This window comes from Nocardioides coralli (assembly GCF_019880385.1).
GTDB classification, from domain to species: domain Bacteria; phylum Actinomycetota; class Actinomycetes; order Propionibacteriales; family Nocardioidaceae; genus Nocardioides; species Nocardioides coralli.
Window position 1 is genome coordinate 3,272,453 of the sequence record NZ_CP082273.1, and the last position, 20,675, is coordinate 3,293,127.

At 73.1% G+C, this 20,675-nt stretch carries 19 protein-coding genes; 7 read left to right on the forward strand and 12 right to left on the reverse strand.

Annotation, left to right across the window (positions count from 1 at the left end; all coding sequences use genetic code 11):
• Positions 1 to 62 precede the first annotated feature (62 nt).
• Together K6T13_RS16130 and K6T13_RS16135 are read left to right on the forward strand one after the other, a co-directional pair.
• Positions 63 to 872: a maleylpyruvate isomerase family mycothiol-dependent enzyme gene (locus tag K6T13_RS16130; RefSeq protein WP_222895538.1), complete on the forward strand. Its 810-nt coding sequence runs from the start codon at positions 63 to 65 to the stop codon at positions 870 to 872.
• On the forward strand, positions 869 to 1,804 hold the full coding sequence (locus tag K6T13_RS16135; RefSeq protein WP_222895539.1) for an oxidoreductase: 936 nt from the start codon (positions 869 to 871) through the stop codon (positions 1,802 to 1,804). Before K6T13_RS16130 ends, K6T13_RS16135 begins: the two co-directional genes overlap by 4 nt.
• A gap of 316 nt (positions 1,805 to 2,120) precedes the next feature.
• On the opposite strand, the gene K6T13_RS16140 is transcribed toward K6T13_RS16135, so the two are convergent.
• From K6T13_RS16140 to K6T13_RS16155, 4 genes are read right to left on the reverse strand one after another with little or no spacing between them, the layout of a single operon-like run.
• A complete protein-coding gene (locus tag K6T13_RS16140; protein ID WP_222895540.1) occupies positions 2,121 to 3,359 on the reverse strand; it encodes an ATP-grasp domain-containing protein in 1,239 nt (412 codons plus the stop codon).
• Positions 3,360 to 3,369: 10 nt separating this feature from the next.
• Positions 3,370 to 4,116 (reverse strand): esterase family protein, encoded by a 747-nt coding sequence (locus K6T13_RS16145; protein ID WP_222895541.1) that lies wholly within the window; start codon positions 4,114 to 4,116, stop codon positions 3,370 to 3,372.
• A complete protein-coding gene (locus K6T13_RS16150) occupies positions 4,116 to 5,144 on the reverse strand; it encodes an alpha/beta hydrolase (RefSeq protein WP_222895542.1) in 1,029 nt (342 codons plus the stop codon). The genes K6T13_RS16145 and K6T13_RS16150 overlap by 1 nt, the downstream gene beginning before the upstream one ends.
• Before the next feature lie 19 nt (positions 5,145 to 5,163).
• Positions 5,164 to 6,411, reverse strand: coding sequence for an Nramp family divalent metal transporter (locus K6T13_RS16155; RefSeq protein ID WP_222898342.1), 1,248 nt, complete (start codon positions 6,409 to 6,411; stop codon positions 5,164 to 5,166).
• 103 nt (positions 6,412 to 6,514) lie between these two features.
• On the opposite strand from K6T13_RS16155, the gene pgm reads away from it, so the two are divergent.
• Positions 6,515 to 8,149 carry a phosphoglucomutase (alpha-D-glucose-1,6-bisphosphate-dependent) gene (gene pgm / locus K6T13_RS16160; protein ID WP_222895543.1) on the forward strand — a complete coding sequence of 545 codons (1,635 nt, stop codon included), beginning with the start codon at positions 6,515 to 6,517 and terminating at the stop codon, positions 8,147 to 8,149.
• Between the two features lie 52 nt (positions 8,150 to 8,201).
• Here the strand turns inward: pgm and K6T13_RS16165 are convergent, their stop codons facing one another.
• Together K6T13_RS16165 and K6T13_RS16170 are read right to left on the reverse strand one after the other, a co-directional pair.
• The gene (locus K6T13_RS16165; RefSeq protein ID WP_222895544.1) at positions 8,202 to 8,798 is read right to left on the reverse strand and encodes a hypothetical protein; all 597 of its coding nucleotides are present in this window, start codon (positions 8,796 to 8,798) and stop codon (positions 8,202 to 8,204) included.
• A gap of 9 nt (positions 8,799 to 8,807) precedes the next feature.
• Positions 8,808 to 9,857, reverse strand: a complete 1,050-nt coding sequence (locus K6T13_RS16170; protein ID WP_222895545.1) for an NAD(P)-dependent alcohol dehydrogenase — start codon at positions 9,855 to 9,857, stop codon at positions 8,808 to 8,810.
• 61 nt (positions 9,858 to 9,918) lie between these two features.
• Here K6T13_RS16170 and K6T13_RS16175 point away from each other — a divergent pair, with 61 nt between their 5' ends.
• The 3 genes from K6T13_RS16175 to K6T13_RS16185 all read left to right on the forward strand — a co-directional run bounded on the left by K6T13_RS16175 (position 9,919) and on the right by K6T13_RS16185 (position 13,572).
• Positions 9,919 to 10,575 carry a TetR/AcrR family transcriptional regulator gene (locus K6T13_RS16175; RefSeq protein ID WP_249423832.1) on the forward strand — a complete coding sequence of 219 codons (657 nt, stop codon included), beginning with the start codon at positions 9,919 to 9,921 and terminating at the stop codon, positions 10,573 to 10,575.
• A 97-nt stretch (positions 10,576 to 10,672) separates the two neighbouring features.
• Positions 10,673 to 12,835, forward strand: a complete 2,163-nt coding sequence (locus tag K6T13_RS16180) for an MMPL family transporter (protein WP_222895547.1) — start codon at positions 10,673 to 10,675, stop codon at positions 12,833 to 12,835.
• Entirely contained in the window at positions 12,832 to 13,572 is a 741-nt protein-coding gene (locus tag K6T13_RS16185; protein WP_222895548.1) for a hemerythrin domain-containing protein, read from the forward strand. Before K6T13_RS16180 ends, K6T13_RS16185 begins: the two co-directional genes overlap by 4 nt.
• A 2-nt stretch (positions 13,573 to 13,574) precedes the next feature.
• Here K6T13_RS16185 and K6T13_RS16190 read toward each other — a convergent pair whose 3' ends face one another.
• A complete protein-coding gene (locus K6T13_RS16190) occupies positions 13,575 to 16,907 on the reverse strand; it encodes an ATP-binding protein (protein WP_222895549.1) in 3,333 nt (1,110 codons plus the stop codon).
• Positions 16,908 to 16,942: 35 nt separating this feature from the next.
• The gene (locus K6T13_RS16195; protein WP_222895550.1) at positions 16,943 to 17,380 is read right to left on the reverse strand and encodes an iron chaperone; all 438 of its coding nucleotides are present in this window, start codon (positions 17,378 to 17,380) and stop codon (positions 16,943 to 16,945) included.
• Between the two features lie 178 nt (positions 17,381 to 17,558).
• On the opposite strand from K6T13_RS16195, the gene K6T13_RS16200 reads away from it, so the two are divergent.
• Complete coding sequence (locus K6T13_RS16200; protein ID WP_222895551.1) at positions 17,559 to 17,771, forward strand: hypothetical protein; 213 nt, start codon at positions 17,559 to 17,561, stop codon at positions 17,769 to 17,771.
• Here K6T13_RS16200 and K6T13_RS16205 read toward each other — a convergent pair.
• From K6T13_RS16205 to K6T13_RS16220, 4 genes are read right to left on the reverse strand one after another with little or no spacing between them, the layout of a single operon-like run.
• Positions 17,768 to 18,874 (reverse strand): hypothetical protein, encoded by a 1,107-nt coding sequence (locus tag K6T13_RS16205; RefSeq protein WP_222895552.1) that lies wholly within the window; start codon positions 18,872 to 18,874, stop codon positions 17,768 to 17,770. The genes K6T13_RS16200 and K6T13_RS16205 overlap by 4 nt on opposite strands.
• Before the next feature lie 25 nt (positions 18,875 to 18,899).
• Complete coding sequence (locus K6T13_RS16210) at positions 18,900 to 19,619, reverse strand: peptidoglycan-binding domain-containing protein (protein ID WP_222895553.1); 720 nt, start codon at positions 19,617 to 19,619, stop codon at positions 18,900 to 18,902.
• On the reverse strand, positions 19,616 to 20,116 hold the full coding sequence (locus tag K6T13_RS16215) for a hypothetical protein (protein ID WP_222895554.1): 501 nt from the start codon (positions 20,114 to 20,116) through the stop codon (positions 19,616 to 19,618). Before K6T13_RS16215 ends, K6T13_RS16210 begins: the two co-directional genes overlap by 4 nt.
• Positions 20,113 to 20,673, reverse strand: a complete 561-nt coding sequence (locus K6T13_RS16220; RefSeq protein WP_222895555.1) for a DUF2589 domain-containing protein — start codon at positions 20,671 to 20,673, stop codon at positions 20,113 to 20,115. The genes K6T13_RS16215 and K6T13_RS16220 overlap by 4 nt, the downstream gene beginning before the upstream one ends.
• Between the last annotated feature and the right edge of the window lie 2 nt (positions 20,674 to 20,675).

The following is a 20,675-nucleotide window of genomic DNA, read 5'->3' on the forward strand; positions in this document are numbered from 1 at the left end:
CGTTCCACGGTAGGGGTTGCCGGCCCCGACCCCGCATTCGTCGTGGCCGTACGCTGCCTCACATGGCCCACCCCCTGCCCCCGCTCGTCGCGCTCTGGTGGCGGGCGATCGACGACTACACCACCCTGCTCGAGCAGCTCTCCCCCGAGGACTGGCGCAGGCCCACGGACCTCGCCGGGTGGGACGTGTTCTGCGTCGCCGCGCACGTCGCCCACCTCGAGGCGATGCAGGCCGGCAACCCCCACGAGGAGACCGAGATCGGCGAGCCCCCGCACGTGCGGGGGCTGATGGGCACCTTCACCGAGCAGGGCGTCGTCGCCCGTCGCGACCGGACCCCCGACGAGCTGATCACCGAGACCCGGTCGTGCGCCACCACCCGGCACACGCAGCTCCTCGCCGAGGCCCCCACCGATGGCACGGTCGCGGCCCCGGGCGTCTTCGGTCTCATCGGCTGGAACCTCGAGCAGCTGCTGCGCAACCGGCCGCTGGACGTGTGGATGCACGAGCAGGACATCCGGCGGGCGACCGACCGCCGCGGCAACCTGGAGAGCCCTGCGGCGGTCCACACGGCCGACTACCTGGCCGAGAGCCTCGGCTTCGTGCTGGCCAAGCGGGTCGGGGCACCCGCCGGCACGACCGTCGTCCTCGAGGTCGCCGGCCACCCGGCGTACGCCGCGGAGGTGGGTGAGGACGGCCGCGGCCGGATGCTCCCCGAGTCACCCGACCAGCCCCGTGCCCGGCTCGCCACGAGCCGCGAGACGTTCGTGCTGCTGGCCGGTGGCCGTCGGCCGGAGCTCGCCGACACCGTCTCGATCAGCGGAGACGAGGAGCTCGGCCGCGCGATCGTCGCGAACCTGGCGGTGACCCCGTGACCTGGGCGGGGTCCTGGAGCCTGGCCGACCTGCCCGACCAGCGCGGGCGGACCACGCTGGTCACCGGCTGCACCACCGGTGGGATCGGCTACCACGTCGGCCTGGAGCTCGCCCGCGCCGGCGGTCGAGTCGTGCTGGCCGGACGGACCGCCGCCAAGCTGCAGCAGGCCGAGGAGCAGATCCGCGAAGAGGTGCCCGAGCCGGACCTGACACCGCTGGCGGTCGACCTGGCCGACCTCGCCTCGGTCCGCAAGGCTGCGGCCGAGGCGGCCGCCGTCGGACCGATCCACTGCCTGGTCAACAACGCCGGCGTGATGGCCACGCCGTACTCGCGGACCCCCGACGGCTTCGAGCTGCAGATGGCGACCAACCACCTCGGGCCGTTCCTGCTGACCGGACTGCTGCTGCCGCAGCTGGTCGACAGCGGTGACGGACGGGTGGTCGCCGTCTCCTCGCAGATGCACCGGGTCGCGCGGCACGCGCCGCTCGACGACCCGCGCCAGGGACCCGACCGCTACCGACGGTGGCCGCAGTACGCCGCCACCAAGCTGGCCAACCTGCTGTTCACCTTCGAGCTGGACCGGCGGCTGCGTGCGGCCGCCCTGCCGGTGAGGGCGCTGGCCTCCCACCCCGGCTACGCCGGGACCCACCTGGTCGCGAACGGCCAGTTCGGCCGCGCCCGTGGCGGCGCAGCGTCCATCCTCGACGCCGCCAACCGGGCGGTGTCGCAGTCGGCAGCCGACGGGGCGCTGCCGGTGCTGATGGCCGCTGCGGCTGACCTGCCCGGCGGCAGCTACTGCGGCCCCAGCGGGATCCTCGAGGGCCGCGGCCGACCCCGGCTCGTCGGCACCTCCAGGCTCGCCCGCGACGAGGACGCCCAGCGTCGGCTCTGGGAGATCAGCGAACAGGCCATCGGTCTCGCCTACCCCTGACCCCGCCGAGCCGTCACTCCAGCTTGTTCAGACCCTGCCGAGCCGTCACTCCAGCTGGTTCTGAACGCGGTGAGCCGTCACTCCAGCTGGTTCGGCAGCGGGCCAGCCGGCGTGTGAACGAGTGCCCCTGACCGCCCGGCATCCCCCAAACCTGCACGAGTGACGGCTCGGCATCCCCCAAACCTGCACGAGTGACGGCTCGGCACCCCCCAAACCTGCACGAGTGACGGCTCAGCGGTGTTTGAACCTGCACAAGTGACGGCTCGGCACCCTTTGAACCAGCACAAGTGACGGGTCGGCGGTGTCTGGGTTGGGGTCAGCGGGTGGGAGTGGGGTCGGCGTGGTCCTGGGCCCAGAGGCCGAGCAGGCCGCGGAAGTGGGCGAGGAACTGCTCGTGCTCGTGGCGGGGGTACGTCGCCTCGACGGTCTCGCGCAGCAGCCGGTCGAAGTCGGCGGAGGTGACCCAGTCGTGCACCTGCTCGGGCAGGTGTGACAGGTGCTCCTCGCAGAAGGACCAGTAGCGGTCGGCCTCGAGCTGGGCGTCGGCCAGCGCCAGGTAGGCGTCCAGCTTCTCCTCGTAGGACCGCTCGGAGTCGGCGATCTCGAAGTAGCGCTGCATCTGGAGGTCGATGCGGTAGCGCCGCTCGGTGACCGCGCAGAACACCGACCACCGCACCAGCGCCGTGATCGCCCACGGGAAGTAGTAGTGGAGGCTGGTGACGGCGACGTCGGGACAGGCGTTGGCGTAGTCGATCGGGTAGACCTCGTCGCCGGTGACCAGCATCTCGGCGGAGTTGAACTCCCACCCGAAGAACGCGTTGACGATCCGGCTGATCGCGGCTGTCTGGTGGCCGGCCGACTCACTGAGGAAGCCGTGGGTGACGGCGTACCGGTTGTGCATCGGCTGCTCGGGCCGGAAGTCCATCACCATCGTCTCGGGGCCGATCGACAGCGCCCGGGCGAAGTGCTCGTAGTCGACGGTGGCCTGCAGGTGCATGAGCATCTCGCCGGACTCGTCGTAGGAGCGGTGGAGCCCGCGCCGGTCGTCGACGCGGGACACCCCGCGCCAGCCGCCTCCGTCGAAGGGCTTCATGTAGAGCGGGTAGCCCAGCTGCTCGGCGAGCTCGTCGAGGTCGAAGGGCTGGTTGTAGCGCTCGCTGGTGTAGGCCCAGCGGACGTTGTCGACGGGGTTCTTGTAGGGGACCAGGATCGTGGGCGGCACCTTCAGCCCGAGCCGCAGCATCGCGCAGTAGGCGCTGTGCTTCTCCATCGACTGGAAGGTGAAGGGGCTGTTGAGCAGGTAGGTGCCGTTGACCAGTGCCGCCTTCTTCAGCCACTCCCGCGGGTGGTAGTACCAGTGCGCGAGCCGGTCGATCACCAGGTCGGTGCGGACCGGGTCGGTGAGGTCGAACGGCTCGATGGTCAGCCGCTCGCTGCTCACCCGGTGCTCGGTCCCGTCGACGGTCACCGGGCCGACGCGTCGCAGGATCTCCTCGAAGGCCCGCGGCCAGTCGTCCTCGGCCCCCAGCAGCAGCCCGATCAGGTGGTCGGTCATCTGTTCCTCCTCAGCAGAATCGCGGCAGGTGGTGGGCGATCTGGCGTTGCCACCACGGCCAGTCGTGGGCGGAGTCGTGGCCCCACACGTCGAGCTCGTGGGGCAGCCCGCGCTCGGCGAGCAGCGCGGCCAGCCGGTGGGCGCTCGGCAGCGAGCCGGTGGGGTGGGTCTCCCACGGGCCCTCGCCGACGACGAGGACGACGTGGAGCCGGCTGCGCAGCCAGTCGAGGTGGTCGCCGTGGAGGTGAGCGACGTAGTCGGTGGGGTTCGTGAAGTACGCCGCGTCGCCCCGCTCGCCCCACGCGTGCCACTCGGACGGGTCGTAGTTGCCGGACTGACAGATCGCGACGGGGAACAGGTCCGCGCGGGTCAGCGCCAGCTGCACCGCGTGGTAGGCGCCGAGGCTGCAGCCGGTGACGACCGCGTCGGTGGCGCCCGGGGTGTCCTCCCCGATCAGCGGCACCACCTGGTCGTGGATCCACGCCTCGTAGGCCTGGTGGCGGCGCGCCCGCTCCTCCAGCGGGAGGCTGCGGTCGGACCACGAGACGTGGTCGAAGGCGTCGACGCAGTAGAGCTTGGCCCGGCCGGCCTCGACCAGGTCGGCGACGGCGGCGACCATGCCGTTGTTCTCGTAGTCCCAGGCGCGGCCCTGCTCGCTGGGGAACACGAGCACGGGCCGGCCCCAGTGGCCGTAGCGGATCACGGTGCCGGGCCGGTCGAGGCCGGGCGCGTCGAGCTCCCACTGCACCCGTTCCATCAGCCCCACACCTTCCGCAGCAGGTCGGTCAGCGACGGGTCGAGACTGTCACGCCAGCAGGTCCACGTGTGGCCCTGCCGCACCTCTCCCCACGTCACCGTCATCCCGGTGGCGGCCAGGTGGTCGCGCAGCTGCAGATTGTTGGCGTGGTTCTCCTCCGCGCTCCCGCAGGTCATCGCGACCACCGGCGCGGACGGGGCCGCCGTGGTCGCGGCGAGCAGGCTGGCCACGAAGCCGGTGACCTCGTCCCAGTACTCGAAGTCGCTCTCCTGCGGGTCGAGCTCGGGGGTGAAGAACGAGCCCGACTGCAGGAGCAGCCCCGCGAAGGTGCCGGGACTGGTCCACGCGGCGTGGAGGGCGGCGACGGCGCCGAGGCTCTGGCCGGCCAGCACCGGCCGGTGGTCGGTGGGGCACGCGGCCCGCAGGCCCGGCACGACGTGGTCGACCAGCGCCGCGGCGTACGCCGGGTTGGCGGCGTAGCGCTCGTTGCGGGACCCGGGAGCGAGCAGCCCGACCCGCATCCGGGGCAGCCGGTCGGCGGCGATGCCGCTCGAGGCCCAGTCCAGCAGCCCGCCGTACGCCGCCATCTCGGGTCCGTCGTGGCAGAGCAGCATCGGCAGCGGCTCGTCGCCGTCGGCGTCGGCCGGCGCCCACACGGTGACCTCGACGTCGCCGACCGGGGTGTCCTCGAAGACCACGCCCGCCTGCTCGGCGGCAACCCGGTCGGCGGCCAGCCAGCCGGGCTCGGCGTAGGCGGGCAACGGCAGCCACGAGTGGTCGCCGAACGGCCCGCCGACGGTGCGGTCGTGCGTGGGGTCGGTCTGCATCGCGCCGTCCACGTCGAGGAGGTACTCGAGCCGGTCGACCGGCAGGTCGGTCAGCCGCACCTCCCAGCCGGCGTCCAGCCGGTCGAGGGTGGTGTTCCCGAGCTCGAGGTCGCACCACAGCCGGACCTGCTCCGCGTCGGCGTGGCCGGGCAGCCGGACCACGGCGGCATCGCCCTCGACGGCCGTCACGAACCCGGTCATCTGCGCAGCGTAGTGCGGCTCAGAGACCGGCCACCGCGTCGTAGAGCTCGTTGGCCGCGAAGGCGACGAACACGAGGGCGGTGAGTGCCATCAGCACGTTGGAGGCCAGCTTGTTGCGCCACTCCCCCGCGACCCGGTCGCTGTTGAGGATCCACAGCAGCGTCACCGCGAGGAACGGCATGAAGAAGGCCCCGAGCACGCCGTAGGCGAGGATCAGCCAGATCGGCTCCCCGACCAGGATCAGCGCGATCGGCGGCAGGGTGAGCCAGAGAATGTAGGCCCGGTACGCCTTGCTGCCGGAGCCTCGCTCGGGGTCGCCCTCGGGCAGCTTGCGGACGTGGCCGGCGAAGTCGGCGAACATCAGGGAGACGCCGTTCCAGACCCCGATCAGCGACGACATCGCCGCCGCCCAGAAACCGACCAGGAAGATCGTGCCCGCCGTCGGGCCGTAGCGGTCCTCCAGCACGCCGCCGAGGTCGAGCAGCCCGGCACCACCCGCTTCGACGGCGATGCCTGCGGAGTAGAGCAGCTCGGCCCCGACGATCAGGGTCGCGGTCACGAAGAGGCCGGTCACCAGGTAGGCCACGCCGTTGTCGAGGCGCATCACGCGCATGTGGGACGCGGTGGTCCAGCCCTTCTCCCGCACCCAGTAGCCGTACGCCGCGAGCGTGATGGTCCCGCCGACGCCGCCGGCGACCGCGAGCGTGGTGATGAGGCCGCCCTCGGGGACCATCGGGGCCAGCCCGGTCAGGACCTCGGCGAGGTTGGGCACGGTCAGTGCCGCCGCCATCACCATCGCCACGAACATGATGCCGACGAGGGCCGCGCAGACCTTCTCGAAGATGCCGTAGCGGCCTGACCACACGAGGGCGAGCCCGAGCAGGCCGGAGAGGATGCCCCACGCCTCGACAGGGAGCCACGGCAGCAGCGCGTTGAGCGGGAGACCGGTGCCGGCCATGGCGGCGGCGCCGTAGACGAACCCCCAGACGACGATGTAGGGGCCGAAGTACCACGTCGTCCACGGCCCGAGGCTGGTCCAGCCCTCGTAGATCGTGCGGCCGGTGGCCAGCGAGTAGCGGCCCGCACCCTCGACCAGCACCACCTTCATGACGCAGCCGAGGACCACCGCCCACAGGAGCGCGTAGCCGTAGCTGCTGCCGGCGACGAGGGTGGCGACGAGGTCGGCGGCGCCGACGCCGGTGGCGGCGACGACGATGCCGGGTCCGACGAGCGACCACTTCGGGGTGGTGGTCGGGACGGTGTCCATGCTCACGGGAGGGGTCCTTCCGGCCGAGATCCGGGGTCCTGGGCACGCTACCCCGTGGGACCGGCGGTGGTCAGTGCCCCGTCCGTCGCACCATGATGAGGGCATGCCCGCCGACAGCCGCGCAGGTCAGCCCGCCACCGACTCCGACCTCGTCGACGTCAGCGACCTGCTGGCGGCGTACGCCGACCGCGTGCCCGATCCCGACGACCCGGACCAGCAGGTGGTCTTCGGCACCAGCGGCCATCGCGGCACGTCGCTGCGGACCTCCTTCAACGAGCACCACATCCTGGCCACCACGCAGGCGATCTGCGACTACCGCCGGGAGCAGGGCTACGACGGGCCACTGTTCATCGGCCGCGACACCCACGCCCTGAGCGAGCCCGCGTGGGTCTCGGCCCTCGAGGTGCTGGTCGCCAACGACGTCGACGTGCTCGTCGACAGCCGCGACGGGTTCACCCCCACCCCCGCGGTGTCCCACGCCATCCTGCGCGCCAACGCCGGCCGGGTCACCGGTTCCGGGCTGGCCGACGGCATCGTGGTCACGCCGTCCCACAACCCGCCGAGCGACGGCGGGTTCAAGTACAACCCCCCGCACGGCGGACCGGCCGACTCCGACGCCACCTCGGCGATCGCGGCGCGCGCCAACGAGCTGATCCGCGGTGGGCTGGAGGGCGTGGCGCGTACCGCCGACATCTCCGGCGTCGGGCGCTACGACTTCCTCGGCGCCTACGTCGACGACCTGCCCGCCGTGCTCGACCTCGACGCGGTCCGCGAGGCGGGCGTGCGGATCGGGGCCGACCCGCTCGGCGGGGCGAGCGTCGACTACTGGGCCGAGATCGCCGAGCGGCACCGGCTCGACCTGACCGTGGTCAACCCCGACGTGGATCCGACGTGGCGGTTCATGACGCTCGACTGGGACGGCAAGATCCGGATGGACTGCTCCTCCCCGCACGCGATGGCCTCGTTGATCGAGCGGCGGGACGACTACGCGATCGCGACGGGCAACGACGCCGATGCCGACCGCCACGGGATCGTCACCCCGGACGCGGGGCTGATGAACCCCAACCACTACCTCGCGGTGGCGATCGGCTACCTGTTCGGCGACGGGCGGCCGGACTGGCCGGACACGGCGCGGATCGGCAAGACGCTCGTGTCGAGCTCGATGATCGACCGGGTCGCCGCCGCGATCGGCCGGCCGATGGTGGAGGTCCCCGTCGGGTTCAAGTGGTTCGTGCCGGGCCTGATCGACGGCTCCTTCGGCTTCGGCGGCGAGGAGTCGGCCGGCGCCTCGTTCCTGCGCCGCGACGGTTCGGTGTGGACCACCGACAAGGACGGGATCATCCTGGCGCTGCTCGCCTCGGAGATCCTGGCGCGCACCGGGCAGACCCCCTCGCAGCGGTACGCCGACCTCGTGGCCGAGCACGGCGACCCGGCGTACGCGCGGGTGGACGCCCCGGCCGACCGCGCCCAGAAGGCCAAGCTGGCCGCGCTCTCCCCCGACGACGTCACCGCCACCGAGCTCGCCGGCGAGCCGATCACGGCGCGGCTGACCGAGGCCCCGGGCAACGGCGCGGCCATCGGCGGGCTGAAGGTGACCACGGAGAGCGCGTGGTTCGCGGCCCGGCCGAGCGGCACCGAGGACGTCTACAAGATCTACGCCGAGTCCTTCCGGGGGCCCGACCACCTGGCTCAGGTGCAGGACGAGGCGCGCGAGGTCGTCGCGGCGGCGCTGGGCTGAGACGCGCGGGTCGACGAGCACCAGACCGCGGTCGAGGCCGGCCTCCAGCCGGTCACGGGCCGCACGCGGCGTCCATGTGCCGGATGAGGGCCAGCTCCATCGTCGCGTCGTGGTCACCGCTGAGGTCCTGGTGGACCACTCCGCGCTGGTCCCGCCAGGTGAGGGCGAGCGGCTGGGCGCTGGGCGTCCAGCGGGTCGCGAGCTCGCAGTGACGGGGGCTGATGAACAGCCTGACCCGCTCGAAGGAGTCGTTGACCGAGAGCTCGACCGGGAGCTCCGGGACCCGGATGTCGAGGGCCCGGCCCGGGCGGTGGATCCGCGTCACGGTGGCGGTCCCCGATCCGCGGCTGTGCAGCAGCACCGCGTCGACGCGCAGGGGGCCTTCCCCGTCCGGGGGGCTCGCAGTGTCGCTCAGCACGAGCCTGACGTCGTTGACGGCTGACGGTGCGGGGGGCGCCGGCTGCTCGACGGCCGGGTCGTCCTGCGCCCACAGCATGACGGAGCCGCCGAGGAGCGTACCGACCACGAAGACCGCCGCGATGACACCCCGGAGCCGCCACCGGGCGGGGATGCGGTCGAGCAGGGGCGGGCGAGGGGGACCGCCCTCGAGCATCTCCCCCTGCGGCGACTGCGTCCCACTGGGAGCCACCCCAGCACCCTAGGCCGACTCCTCGTCACCCGCCTCTCGCACGGCGACGGCGACCTTGCCCACGACGTGGCCCGCGCTGAGCTCTTCCATGGCCTCACGGACGTCGGCGAGGGGGTGCACGCCGTGCACCGGCGGGACCAACGACCCGTCCTCGACGGCCCGGGCCAGTCGCTCCAGGTCCGCCACGGCCTTCTCGCGGCTGGTCAGCAGCACGAACCGCTGGCGCGACAGCAGCATGCGCACGACCCAGCGCAACGGGCGGCCGAAGCCCCCGGTCCACTCGCCCCCGGCCTCGCTGCCGACGAACACCAGCGCACCCCGCGGCTCCAGGACGCGACGCAGTCGGTGCAGCGGGGCGCCGCCGGCGACGTCGATGATCGCGTCGTAGCGCTCCTCGCCCTCGGTCGGGTCGGTGGTCGCGTAGTCGAGGACCCGCGACGCGCCCCAGCGGCGGACGGCGTCGGCCTTGGCCGCGCTGCACACCCCCGTGACGACGGCGCCCCGGGCGACGGCCAGCTGCACGGCGTAGGCGCCGACCCCGCCGGAGGCCCCGGTCACCAGGACCCGGTCACGCGCCCCGACCCGGGCGGCGTCGAGCGCCTGCAGCGCGGTGAGCCCCGAGATCGCGAGCACGGCTGCCTGCACCGGAGTCGCTCCCGCCGGCTGGTGGGCCAGCCGCGCCTCCTGCGCGGTGGCGTACTCGGCAAGCGAGCCGCGAGCGGCGCCGAAGACCCGGTCGCCGACGCGAAACCGTGTCACGCCCGCGCCGAGGGCGACCACGGTCCCCGCGACGTCACGCCCGGGGACGTAGGTGCCGCGCGGGCCGCGCCAGCCGACGAAGGGCCGCAGCATCCTCGGCGTCCCCGTCATGAGATGCCAGGTACCGCGGTCGATGGCGGCAGCCTCGACGCGCAGCAGCACCTCACCGCGATCCGGCACGGGGACGGGGACGTCCTCGAGCTCGAGGACTCCCGCGTCGCCGTACGCGCGCTGGACCACGGCGTGCATGGTCCCGGTGGGCGCGGGCGTCTCGGTGGGCGGCTGGGTGGGTGCAGCCATGGGGACTCCTGACCAGTGGTTCCGTACTTTGTACGGTACAAAGTACGATAAGGTTCGACACGTGTCCACCCCCACCCGTGCTCCCCGCAACACGCTGAGCCGGGAGCTGGTGGTCGAGAACGCGGTGCGGCTCGCCGACCGCGACGGCCTGGGGTCGCTGACGATCCGGGCCCTGGCCGCCGAGTGCGGGGCCCGGCCGATGGCGATCTACCACCACATCGCCAACAAGGAGGCGATCCTCGACGCGATCGTCGACGCGGTGTACGCCGAGGTCCACCTCCCCCGCGCCGACCGCCCGTGGCGGGACGAGCTGGCCGAGCGGTCCCGGTCGATGCGCGCGGCGCTGGCGCGTCACCCCTGGGCGCTGGCGGTCCTGGAGAGCCGTCGCAACCCGGGCGCGGAGACGCTGCGTGGGCACGAGGCGTGCCTGGAGATCCTGCGCACCGCCGGCTTCTCGTTGCCCGCCACCGCCCACGCGTACGCCCTGCTCGACGCCTTCGTCTACGGGTTCGCGGTGCAGGAGGCGATGCTCGACCAGGCCGGCCTCGACGACGACCCTGCGGACCTCGTCGAAGGTCTCGACCTGTCGCGCTTCCCCCGGATGGCCGAGTTCGCGAGCGGGCACGTGCTCACCGAGGGCTACTCCTTCGGCAGCTCCTTCGAGGTCGGCCTCGAGCTCACGCTGGACTCCCTCGACCGGCTGCGGCACACGTACTAGAGGGACACCCCACGTCGACCCCAAGTCGACCTCAAGACGATCCCAAGCGGACGGCGCGACGGTGGCCGGGACAGCCACCCACCACCGAAGGACCGTCATGTCCCACCTCCTCCACCGCCTCGGCCGCGGCGCTGCCGCCCACCCGTGGCGGACCCTCGCCGGCTGGCTCGTCGTCGCCGCCACCGTGCTCGGTCTCGCCGGCGGGTTCGGCGGGACGACACAGGACGACTACGACGTGCCCGACGCAGCGGCCCAGGTCGGCGTCGACCAGCTGCGGGAGCACCTGCCCGAGGCCGGCTACGCCTCCGCCCAGGTCGTGGTGCACGACCGGGACGGCGCCAGGCTGGCCGAGTCCGAGATCGTCGCGCTGGCCGATCGGCTCGCGGAGCTGCCGCACGTCGCGGCGGTCTCCCCGGCCCGCTACTCCGACGACGGTGACACCGCGCTCCTCGACGTCGCCTACGACGTCCCCCTCACCCACGCCGACGTCATGGGGGACCTCGAGCCCCTCGAGGGCGCTGCGGCCCCCACCCGCGACGCCGGCCTCCAGGTCGAGCTCGGCGGTGAGGTGCCGAGCAGTGCGGCCGCGCCCATGGAGGGCTATGGCGAGCTGATCGGGATCGTGACGGCGCTCGTGATCCTGGTCGTCGCGCTCGGCTCCGTCGTCGCGGCCGGGCTGCCCGTGCTCGTCGCGGTCGGCGGGCTCGCGGTCAGCGCCGGCGGCGTGCTGCTGCTCGCCGCCGTGACCGATGTCAGCACCATCGCCCCGGTCGTCGCGACCATGGTCGGGCTCGGTGTCGGGATCGACTACGCCCTCCTCATCGTGACCCGGTACGCCGAGAACGTGCGGGCCGGCCACGCCGTGCCCGAGGCGGCCGGGCGTGCGGTCGCCACCGCCGGCCGCTCGGTGGTGTTCGCCGCGAGCACCGTGCTGGTCTCGCTGATGGGCCTGCGGTTCTCGGGGCTCTCCACCTTCGAGAGCTTCGGCTTCGCCACGGCCATCGCCGTCGTCGCCGTCGCCGCCTCCGCCCTCACCCTCGTGCCAGCCCTGTGCCGGCTGGCCGGTCGGCGGATCCTGCCGCGCCGCAGCCGCAGGACCCCGACGCGCCCGGTGGCGCCGAGTGAGTCGTGGACCAGCCGCTGGGCCGCTCGCGTCGGGCGCCGGCCGCTCCCCTGGGCCGTCGGTGCCGCGTTGCTGATGGTGCTGCTCGCGCTGCCGGTGCTCGACATGCGCACCTGGCCGCAGGACGCCAGCATCCAGTCGACCGACCTCACCACGCGGCAGGCCTACGACCTCGTCGCCGCGGAGTACGGCGCCGGCCACAACGGTCCGCTCACGCTGGTCGTCGACCGGGAGCGCGTATCCGACGGGGAGGCCGCGGCGCTCGCCACGAGCCTGGACGAGCGCGGCGACATCGCCTCGGTGACCGAGCCCTTCGCCTCACCGGACGGCGCCATCTCGGTGCTGACCGCCGTGCCGACGTTCGGGCCCACCGACGAGCGGATGCCGGGGCTGGTCGCGTCGGTCCGCGACCAGGTCCCCGACGGGGTCGAGGTCACCGGGGCGACGGCGATGATGTCCGACATCGCCGACCTGCTGGCCGACCGGATGTGGCTGGTCATCGCCTTCGTGGTGGCGGTCTCGGTCGTGCTGCTGGCCATGGTGTTCCGCTCGGTCGTGGTGCCGCTCAAGGCGGCGGCCATGAACCTGCTGAGCATCGGGGCGGCGTACGGCGTGATGGTCGCCGTCTTCCAGTGGGGCTGGGGCACCGACCTGCTCGGCCTCGACCACTCCGTGCCCGTGTCGAGCTGGGTGCCGATCCTGATGTTCACCATCCTGTTCGGCCTGTCGATGGACTACGAGGTGTTCCTGCTCTCCCGGATCCGGGAGGACTGGGAGGCCACCGGCGACGCCCATCGCAGCGTCACCCGCGGGCTCGCCGCCACCGGCCGGGTCATCTCGTGCGCCGCCGCGATCATGATCGCCGTCTTCCTGGGCTTCGCCACCGAGGTCGACGTCGTCGTGAAGATGCTCGGCGTCGGGATGGCGGTCGCGATCCTGCTCGACGCGACCCTGGTCCGGATGGTCCTCGTGCCCGCGACCATGTCGCTGCTCGGTCGCTGGAACTGGTGGCTGCCGACGTGGCTGGACCGCCTGCTCCCCGGGGTCCGCGCCGAGATCACCGAGGCCGACCTCGCCCTGCTCGACACCACCGACACCACCCCGAACACCACCACCCGAGAGGACGCACTCCGATGACCCCAGCTCCGATGACCCAGCACACCGTGACCGACCCGGCGTGGCCCCGCCAGGTCCGGCTCCCCGGCCAGACGGCCGCCCACCCCGGCCCGGTCGACATGACGATGATGTACGTGATGCACCACGCGTTCCGGCGCGACCTCGCCCGGTTCGCCGTCGCCGCGGAGGCCACTCCGGCCACCGACCGGCCGGCCTGGCAGGCGCTCGGGCGGGCGTGGCGGCAGTTCGCCGCCGCCCTGCACCACCACCACAGCGGCGAGGACGCGGGCCTGTGGCCGTTGATGGAGGAGCGGGCCACGCCCGAGGAACGGCAGGTGCTCGCGGCCATGGAGGCCGAGCACGCCGAGATCGACCCGATCCTCGAGGCGTGCGCGGCGGGTTTCGAGCGACTGGCCACCGAGCCCGACGACGACGCCCGGCACGCGCTGGCGGTCCGGCTCGTCGCAGGGCGCGAGCGGCTCGGCCACCACCTGCGCCACGAGGAGACCGAGGCGATCGCGATCGCCCAGCGGGTCATCAGCCAGACCGAGTGGGAGCGGGTCGAGGCGGAGCACTTCCGCTCCGGCCTGGCCTTCCGCGAGGTCGCAGCGCTGGTCCCGTGGGTGATGGACGGCCTCCCCGACGAGGTACGCCGCCGGCTGCTCGGGCAGCCGGGGGGACTCGTGCTGCGGCTCGTGGGGTGGCTGACCGGCCCGGCGTACGAACGGCGGAGTCGCGTGGCCTTCCGCCACGCCTGAGGTCAGAACCCGTACCGGTCCCGCTGGTCGCGCAGCCACTGCGCGGCCAGCGGGATCTTCCACTCCTCCGTCAACCGCAGCGCCTCGTCGGCGTGGCGAGACGCCAGGTCGAGGTCGCCGACGGCGGCCGCCGCGTGGGCGAGGAAGGCGTCGACCGGCCCCAGCGCGTTGCCCGACCCGGCGACCACCGTCCGGCCCGCGTACGGCGCCAGCAGCTCATAGGCCGCCGCGCCGAGCTCCGGGTCGGCGAGTCCCGGGGCGGACTCGGCCGCACCCGCCCAGTTGAGCATCGAGAACCAGTCGTCGCCGCTCAGGTCGATCGGGTGGCGCAGCACGTGATCGCGCGCATCGCCGACGCGGCCCGCTCGCAGCATCGCCGCCACCAGGGTGCTGGTGATCGGCAGCGGACCGCCCTCCATGGCCAGGGCGATGGACAGCATCTCGTCGTACCGCTGCTGCCACAGGTGGAGTGACGTCATCGCACCGGCGAGCCCGTCCCGGATCTGCTGCATGCGGATCCGGGTTGCCATCGTCCTGAGACTGGCCAACCTCGCCTCGGCTTCGGTGAACCTGCCGGCCATCGCGTGCCACGGGAGCTCGACGGTGTCGAGCACGACCAGGGCGTAGAACAGACCGAGGCGGTCGGCCTCCTCGCGCGCTGTCGCAGCAAGCTGCCACATCTCGGCCGGGCGCCCCAGCTCGGCGAGGACCACCGCGGCCATGGTGGCGGCGACGGCGAACCCGCGCTCGTCGTGGATCCGACGGGAGATCTCCATGGCTTCCTGTGCCAGGGCCAGTCGCCGCTCAGCGGTCGCCGGGCGCCACTGCGCCACGTAGCCCACGTGGCAGGCCTCGAGGAGCAGCACCTCGTCGCCCAGTCGTCGAGCCACGGCCAGGGCCTCCTCGAGGAGGGCGACCCGCTCCTCCGCGGCGTCGGCGTAGTAGAGCTCACTCGCCAGACCCAGCATGGCGCGGCAGCGCAGTGGGTCGTCCTCGCCGGGCAGCCCGGCCAGCGCCCGGCGCAGCGCGTCGACCACGCTCGTGTGGACCACGCCGTGGCCTGCCGACTGCCAAAGGGCACCGACCGTCATCGTGGCAGCGGCCCGCGCCAGCAGGCGTACGTCGCCGAGCTCGTCGGCCGCGGTGATCGCCTGTTCGACGGTGTCGAGGAGCTCGGCCCACGACCCCCGCCACCGGTGGGCGTCGGCGAGCTCCATCAGCAGGTCGTAGCGCTCCGCGACACCGGCCGCGGGGTCCCCGGGCAGCCGGGCGAGCGCGGCGCCGAGCAGCTCCGCGGCGGTGCTGTGGGCGTGGAGCCTCTGGGCCGCAGCGGCGGCCTCGCGAGCCGCGCGCCACGCCCGTCCCGCGTGATCGGGTCCTGCCGCGAGCCAGTGACGGGCCGCCTCGCTCTCACGGTCGGGTCGTTGCTCGACGACTTCCGCCACGCGGGCGTGGGCACGGGCTCGCCGGGTGGGCCGCAGTCGCCCGTAGACGTCGTCACGCACCAGCGCGTGCGCGAAGCGGTAGCGGCCGACGTCGTCCTCGCGGACCAGCCCCGCGTCGATCGCGGGGTCCAGCAGGTCGAGCACCTCGTCCTCGGTCGTCGCTGCGACCTCACTGACCATGGAGGACTCGAAGAAACGACCGACGACGGCCGCCCACTGGAGGACGTCGCGGGTCTCCTGCGGCAGCCGCGCCACGCGACGTTCGAGGACGTCGGCCACCGCCGTCGGCGGGTCGGCCCCGGTGACGAGCTCCTCGAGGTCCCCGTCACGGGCCAGCCGTGCGTACTCGACGAGGAAGAACGGGTTGCCGTCGGTGCGGCTGGCCAGCAGGTCCGCCTGTGCGCCGTCGGGGGCGACCTCGGCCACCGACTCGACGACCGCCGCGGCGCCCGTGGCGTCGAGGCCACGGAGCTCGATGCGGACGGAGTGGCGACGGGCGAACGCCTCGGCGACGTCGGCGAGGGCACCCGTCGGCTCCGGGTGGGAGCGCCACGTGCCCATGACCAGCAACCGGCCGGAGTCGGCCGATTCCGCGAGCAGCCGCAGCGTCCTCAGCGTCGGCTCGTCGGCCCACTGGAGGTCGTCCAGCACGACGACGAGCGTCTCCTCCCGGCAGGCTGCCAGCACGTGGCCGACGACCGTCTCCCACGTGCGGAACTCCACGCCGGTGTCCTCGTGCCCGACGTCGGACTCCTCGAGGTCGATGCCGAGCCAGCCGAGCACCTGTCGCCACGGTCGCAGCGGGGGTGCACCCTCGTCCTGGGAGCAGCGCCCGATCAGCAGTCGGGCGTCGCGACGCACCGCGACGCCGCCGAGCTCGGCGCACAGCCGCGACTTGCCGATGCCGGGCTCGCCGGTGACGGCAGCGAAGACCGGGACCCCGGCACCCGCCCGGTCGAGGGCGTCGGTCAGGGCGAGCAGCTGGACCTTCCTCCCCACCATCGGCCATGCCGGCAGCACCGGCACGTACCGCTCCGGCTCCGGGGGCGGGCGGGGTGCGGTCACCGGCTGCGGTTCACCGACCGGCGGCGTGACCACGGCGGGGTCCTGGCGGAGCAGTGCAGCCTGCAGCTCCCGGAGCTCCGCCGACGGGTCGAGCCCGAGCTCGTCGGCGAGGAGGTCGCGGACCTCGCGCAGGACCCCGAGCGCGTCGGCCTGGCGGCCGGCGCGGGCCAGCGCCAGCGCCCGGAGGGCCCACAGCCGCTCGCGGAGCGGGTGGGCCGTGGTCAGGGCCTCGAGCTCGCCGGCCACCGTGGACTGCCGGCCGAGGGCGAGCTCGGCGTGGGCACGATCCTCCAGCGCGACGATCCGCAGCTCCTCGAGCCGCGCGCGCTCCGGCTGCACCCCGGGAGCGTCCCCGAGCTCGGCGTACGGCGTGCCGCGCCAGAGGGCGAGAGCCTCGTCGAGCTCGGCCACCAGCGCCTGCAGGTCGACCGCACCGGGGTCGGACAGCTGCCAGGAGAGCTGCCGCTGGCCGAATCGGCGGTGGGCATCGCTGACGGCCCGGTCGAAGCGGGCCGCGTCGAGGGCGCCGTCCGGTAGCTGGAGGGCGTAGCCGGAACCGACCGTGACGAGCACCGTCGCCGGGGCACGGGGGGCGCGGTCGGGTTCGAGAGCACGGCGCAAGCCGGAGACGTAGGCGTGCAGGGTGCCCGCCACACCCTCGGGCGGGCTGCCGGCCCAGAGCAGGTCGACGATCGCGTCGACGGACACCGGCCTGCCACCGGCGAGCGCGAGGGCGGCGACCAGCGCCCGGCGCTTGCGGGTGCCGAGGTCCACCCGCAACCCGTCGCGCCAGACCTCGGTGGCGCCGAGCACGCTGACCTGCACGCTCGGAGGATAAGGGCCGCGCGCGCCGTCCGGTGTCAGCCGACGGCGGTCTTCACCAATGCTCGGATTCTCTCCTCGACGGCAGGGGTCCACTCCACCAAGGCGTAGGACACCGGCCACATGGCGCCGTCGTCGAGGTGGGCGTTGTCCTGGAACCCGAGCGTGGAGTAGCGGGTCCCGAACTTGCCGGCCTCCTGGAAGAAGACCACCGCCTTGCCCTCGGCGTCGGCGTAGGCCGGCATGCCGTACCAGGTCTTGGGGTCCAGCTGGGGCGCGGTCTCGGTGACGGTGACGTGCACCCGCTCGGCGAGTGCCCGGTCCGCAGGCGACATCGCGGCGATCTTGTCGAGGACCGCCTGCAGGCCGTCGGCCTTCTTCGCCCCCTTCCGGCCCTCGGCGCGCAGCTCGGCGGCGCGCTCCTTCATCGCGGCTCGCTCCTCGGCGGTGAACCCGTCGGACGTGGTGGCAGCCATGGGTCGATCTCCTCTCGGTGGTGCTGTCGAGGCTAGGCCGCACCGGGCCGTCGTGCTTCTCGATTCCTGACCAGGGGCGGCGACGGGAGGGCGGAGGCGGTGAACGTCTGATCCACAGTTGGGTGACCTTTGCCCGGGAATGCCGGAGACGCGGCCGACAGGCTCCTACCGTCGTGTCATGGACCTGACTGCGGTGCCGGCAGGGTGGGAGCTCGTGGTGATGCTCCTGACCGCGGTCCCGCTCGCCGCGCTGCTGGTGCTCGTCCTGTTCCTCGTCCGGCTGACCGCCCTGCCCCGGGGCGGCCCGATCCAGGAGGCGGAGCTGGCGAAGCTGCTGGAGCAGGAGGAGCAGGAACGCGCCGACGCCGACGAGGGTGACGCACCGGTCTAGCTGCCGTCGTCCCGCCGGGCGGAGGTCTCCTCCCCGGGGAGGGCCGGCTCGGGGGGCCGGCTCAGGTCGAACTCGCCGCGAGCGGTGCTCTCGTCCTTGAGGGGGAGGTCCTCGACGAGGGACTTGGCCTTGGAGTCGAGGGTGCTGGTCAGCAGCTGCTGGGCGAAGCCGAAGAGCAGCGCGTAGGCGAGGATCTGCTGCTGGGTGTCGAGCCGCGACAGACCGGGGACGAAGCCGCCCTGGATCGCGAGCAGTCCGAGGATCGCCACGAAGGCGCCCAGGGGCACCTTCAACCAGGCCAGCGCCACCGGCACGTCGTAGGACAACGACGACGCCCGGCTGACCTTGCGGATCGCGATGGACGTCGCCAACGCTCCACCGAGCAGCCCCAGCAGGCCGACGATGAGGACGTCGGCGCTGCGCGGGCTCGGGGTCCGCGCGGCCGTGGGGCAGTTGAGCAGTCGCGCCTCGGTGTCCGGCGGGATGTCCATCGCGGGGAAGCACAGCGGCACGAACGACGGGTTCCTGGCGATCACGAAGACGGCCACACCCAGCAGCGCCGAGACCACGAAGGCGGCGCTCAGCAGGATGTTGCGGAACTCGCGCAGCTGCGCGTGCTGGAGGTCGCTGGCGTCGTAGGTGTCCTCGATCAGGCGCCGCAGGAAGGCCCGTTGGACCTCCGGGCGCTCCCGGTCCATGCCTCTCAGCGCCAGCCGGCGCGGGTCGTTGCGGTGGAGGCGGGCGTTGAGCCGGGCGACGGCCCGGTCGATCTCGGCCTCGAGCTCCACCTCGTCGTAGAGCTCGACGATGAGCGCGCGGGCGGCGTGCAGGTTGCGGAACGCGGCTTCGACCAAGGTGCCGCGCCACCAGTTCAGGACGTAGTAGGGAGCCGGGTCGCGGCGGTCGACGGCGTTCTGCGCCCGCTCGAGGAGCTCCTGGACGCCCTGGGCGATCTCCTCCTGGGCGGGGTCGAGCCGGCGCGTGCGCAACGCCGCGAGCTGGATCCGCAGGGCTGCCAGCTCCGGGTCGACGTGCTCCACCCACACCCGCTTGCGCGGTCTGTCCCGCTCGTCGGCGTCCCGCCGCCGGGACCGGATGGCCATCGCTGCCTCCCGAGGTGGGGTCCGGTCACCTGACGCGGACGTGGAGATGGTTGTCATGAGCCGGCCACTGCTTGACCCCGGCGATCTCGCGGTCGTTGAACAGGATCTGGTCGATCGACGACTGCGCCTGCAACGACTCGACGAGGAGCCGGGTCGAGTCACGGCTGTAGCTCGGGTCGTTGATGTTGGTGGGCGAACGACCCGCGTCGCTGCGGATCGGCCGCAGGTCGGCGTGGCGCCCCGCGGTGTGGGTCTTGTGCGGTCTCATGGTGCCGCCCTGCTCGAAGCTCAGGTCGCCGACGCCGTACTCCAGCCCGGCCCGGGCGAGCCTGTGGCCGACGTCCCGCAGCGCACCCAGCAGCGGGTCACCGGCGAACTGTCGATCCGTGCGGGCGTAGGAGTAGAAGCCCTTGCCGCTGCCGAGTGCCTGCAGCCTGGTGCCGGAGGAGGCCCCACCGCTCGGGGAGGAGCCGCCGCCCTGGCCGGGCGGGCGCTGCGGCCGGGCCCCGGCCGCGTCCCGGAGCTTGCGCAGCGTGAGCCCCTCGGGGTCGACGCGACCGTCGGGCCGTCGCAGGAAGCCCTGCTGGTAGTCGGTGATCGCACCGATCGTGAGCGACCCGCAGGCGCCGTCGACGTCGAGGCCGGCGTCGGCTGCGCGGTTCAGCAGGTCCTGGACCACGCGGACGTCGGGGGCGCCGTTGCTCCCGCCGGCACCGACCGACGCCGAGATGCGGGGGTGGATCATGATCCGGACCTCCGCGCCCCGGCCAACCGGTAGGAGACCACGTCTCCGGCGGTGCGGGTGACGACACTGCCGTCGGCGACCAGGGCGGCGAGCACCCGTTGGGCCACCGGCGCCGGCACGTGTGCCGACCGGCTGAGGACCGAGGCCGTGGCCCCGCGGCGACCGCGCTTCTCGAGCTGGGCCCGGACGGCCTCGGTGGCGGCCTCGTCGAGGCGGTCGGGCGCCATCGTGGCGAGTCGACGCATCGCGGCGACGTAGGGCTCCAGCAGCTCGAAGACTTCGCGCGCGACGTCGCCGAGGTGGTCGAAGCGCGGCGGGGCGCCTGCTCCTCCGGGCTGGTGGAAGAGCCGCTGCGCGACCAGCACCTCGGCCATCCGGCTGTAGGCGGGCGCGCCGTCCTCGAAGCCCGAGCGGCGCAGCGAGGAGGCCAGCTGCTCCAGCGCGCCGATCGCTGCCTCGACGCTGTCGGCGACCCGGGTGTCGGCGGTCGCGGTCACTGGTCATCCTCCACGGGCCGCGAGTGGGCCAGCTCGGCCAGCTCGAGCAGTCGTTCCAGCCCCAGGGGCAGCGCCTCGCTCTCGACGGTCACCTCGACGTCGATGCCGGTCTGGGCGGTGCTGTCCGTGGACGTGGTCGTACGCCGGGTCACGAAGCCGACCAGCCGGACGGGCTCGACGCGGCGCAGGCGCTCGAACCTGTTTGCCACGATCAGCTCGTCGCCCTCCTTCTCGGTCGACGTGGCCTCCTTGGTGGTCGTCACCACGTCGTAGGTGAAGGCGACCTTGGCCTGCTTGACGGTGATGGTGGGAATCGTCACCAGGGCGAGCAGCGGCAGCTCGAGCTCGAACTCGGCCGGCTCCTGGTTCTCGTCGAGCTTGGTGTAGCGGATGGTGACGGTCCGGAACGCCGGGTGCTCGGCGTCGTCGGACAGACCCACGCGCTCGACGAAGTCCAGGGAGCTGCTGGTGGCGGCCGTCTGGCCCTCGACGATCGCCGTCAGCAGCGACCCCAGCAGCTCGCCGAGCCCGAGGGTCTTGATGTCGGTGACGGCCATCG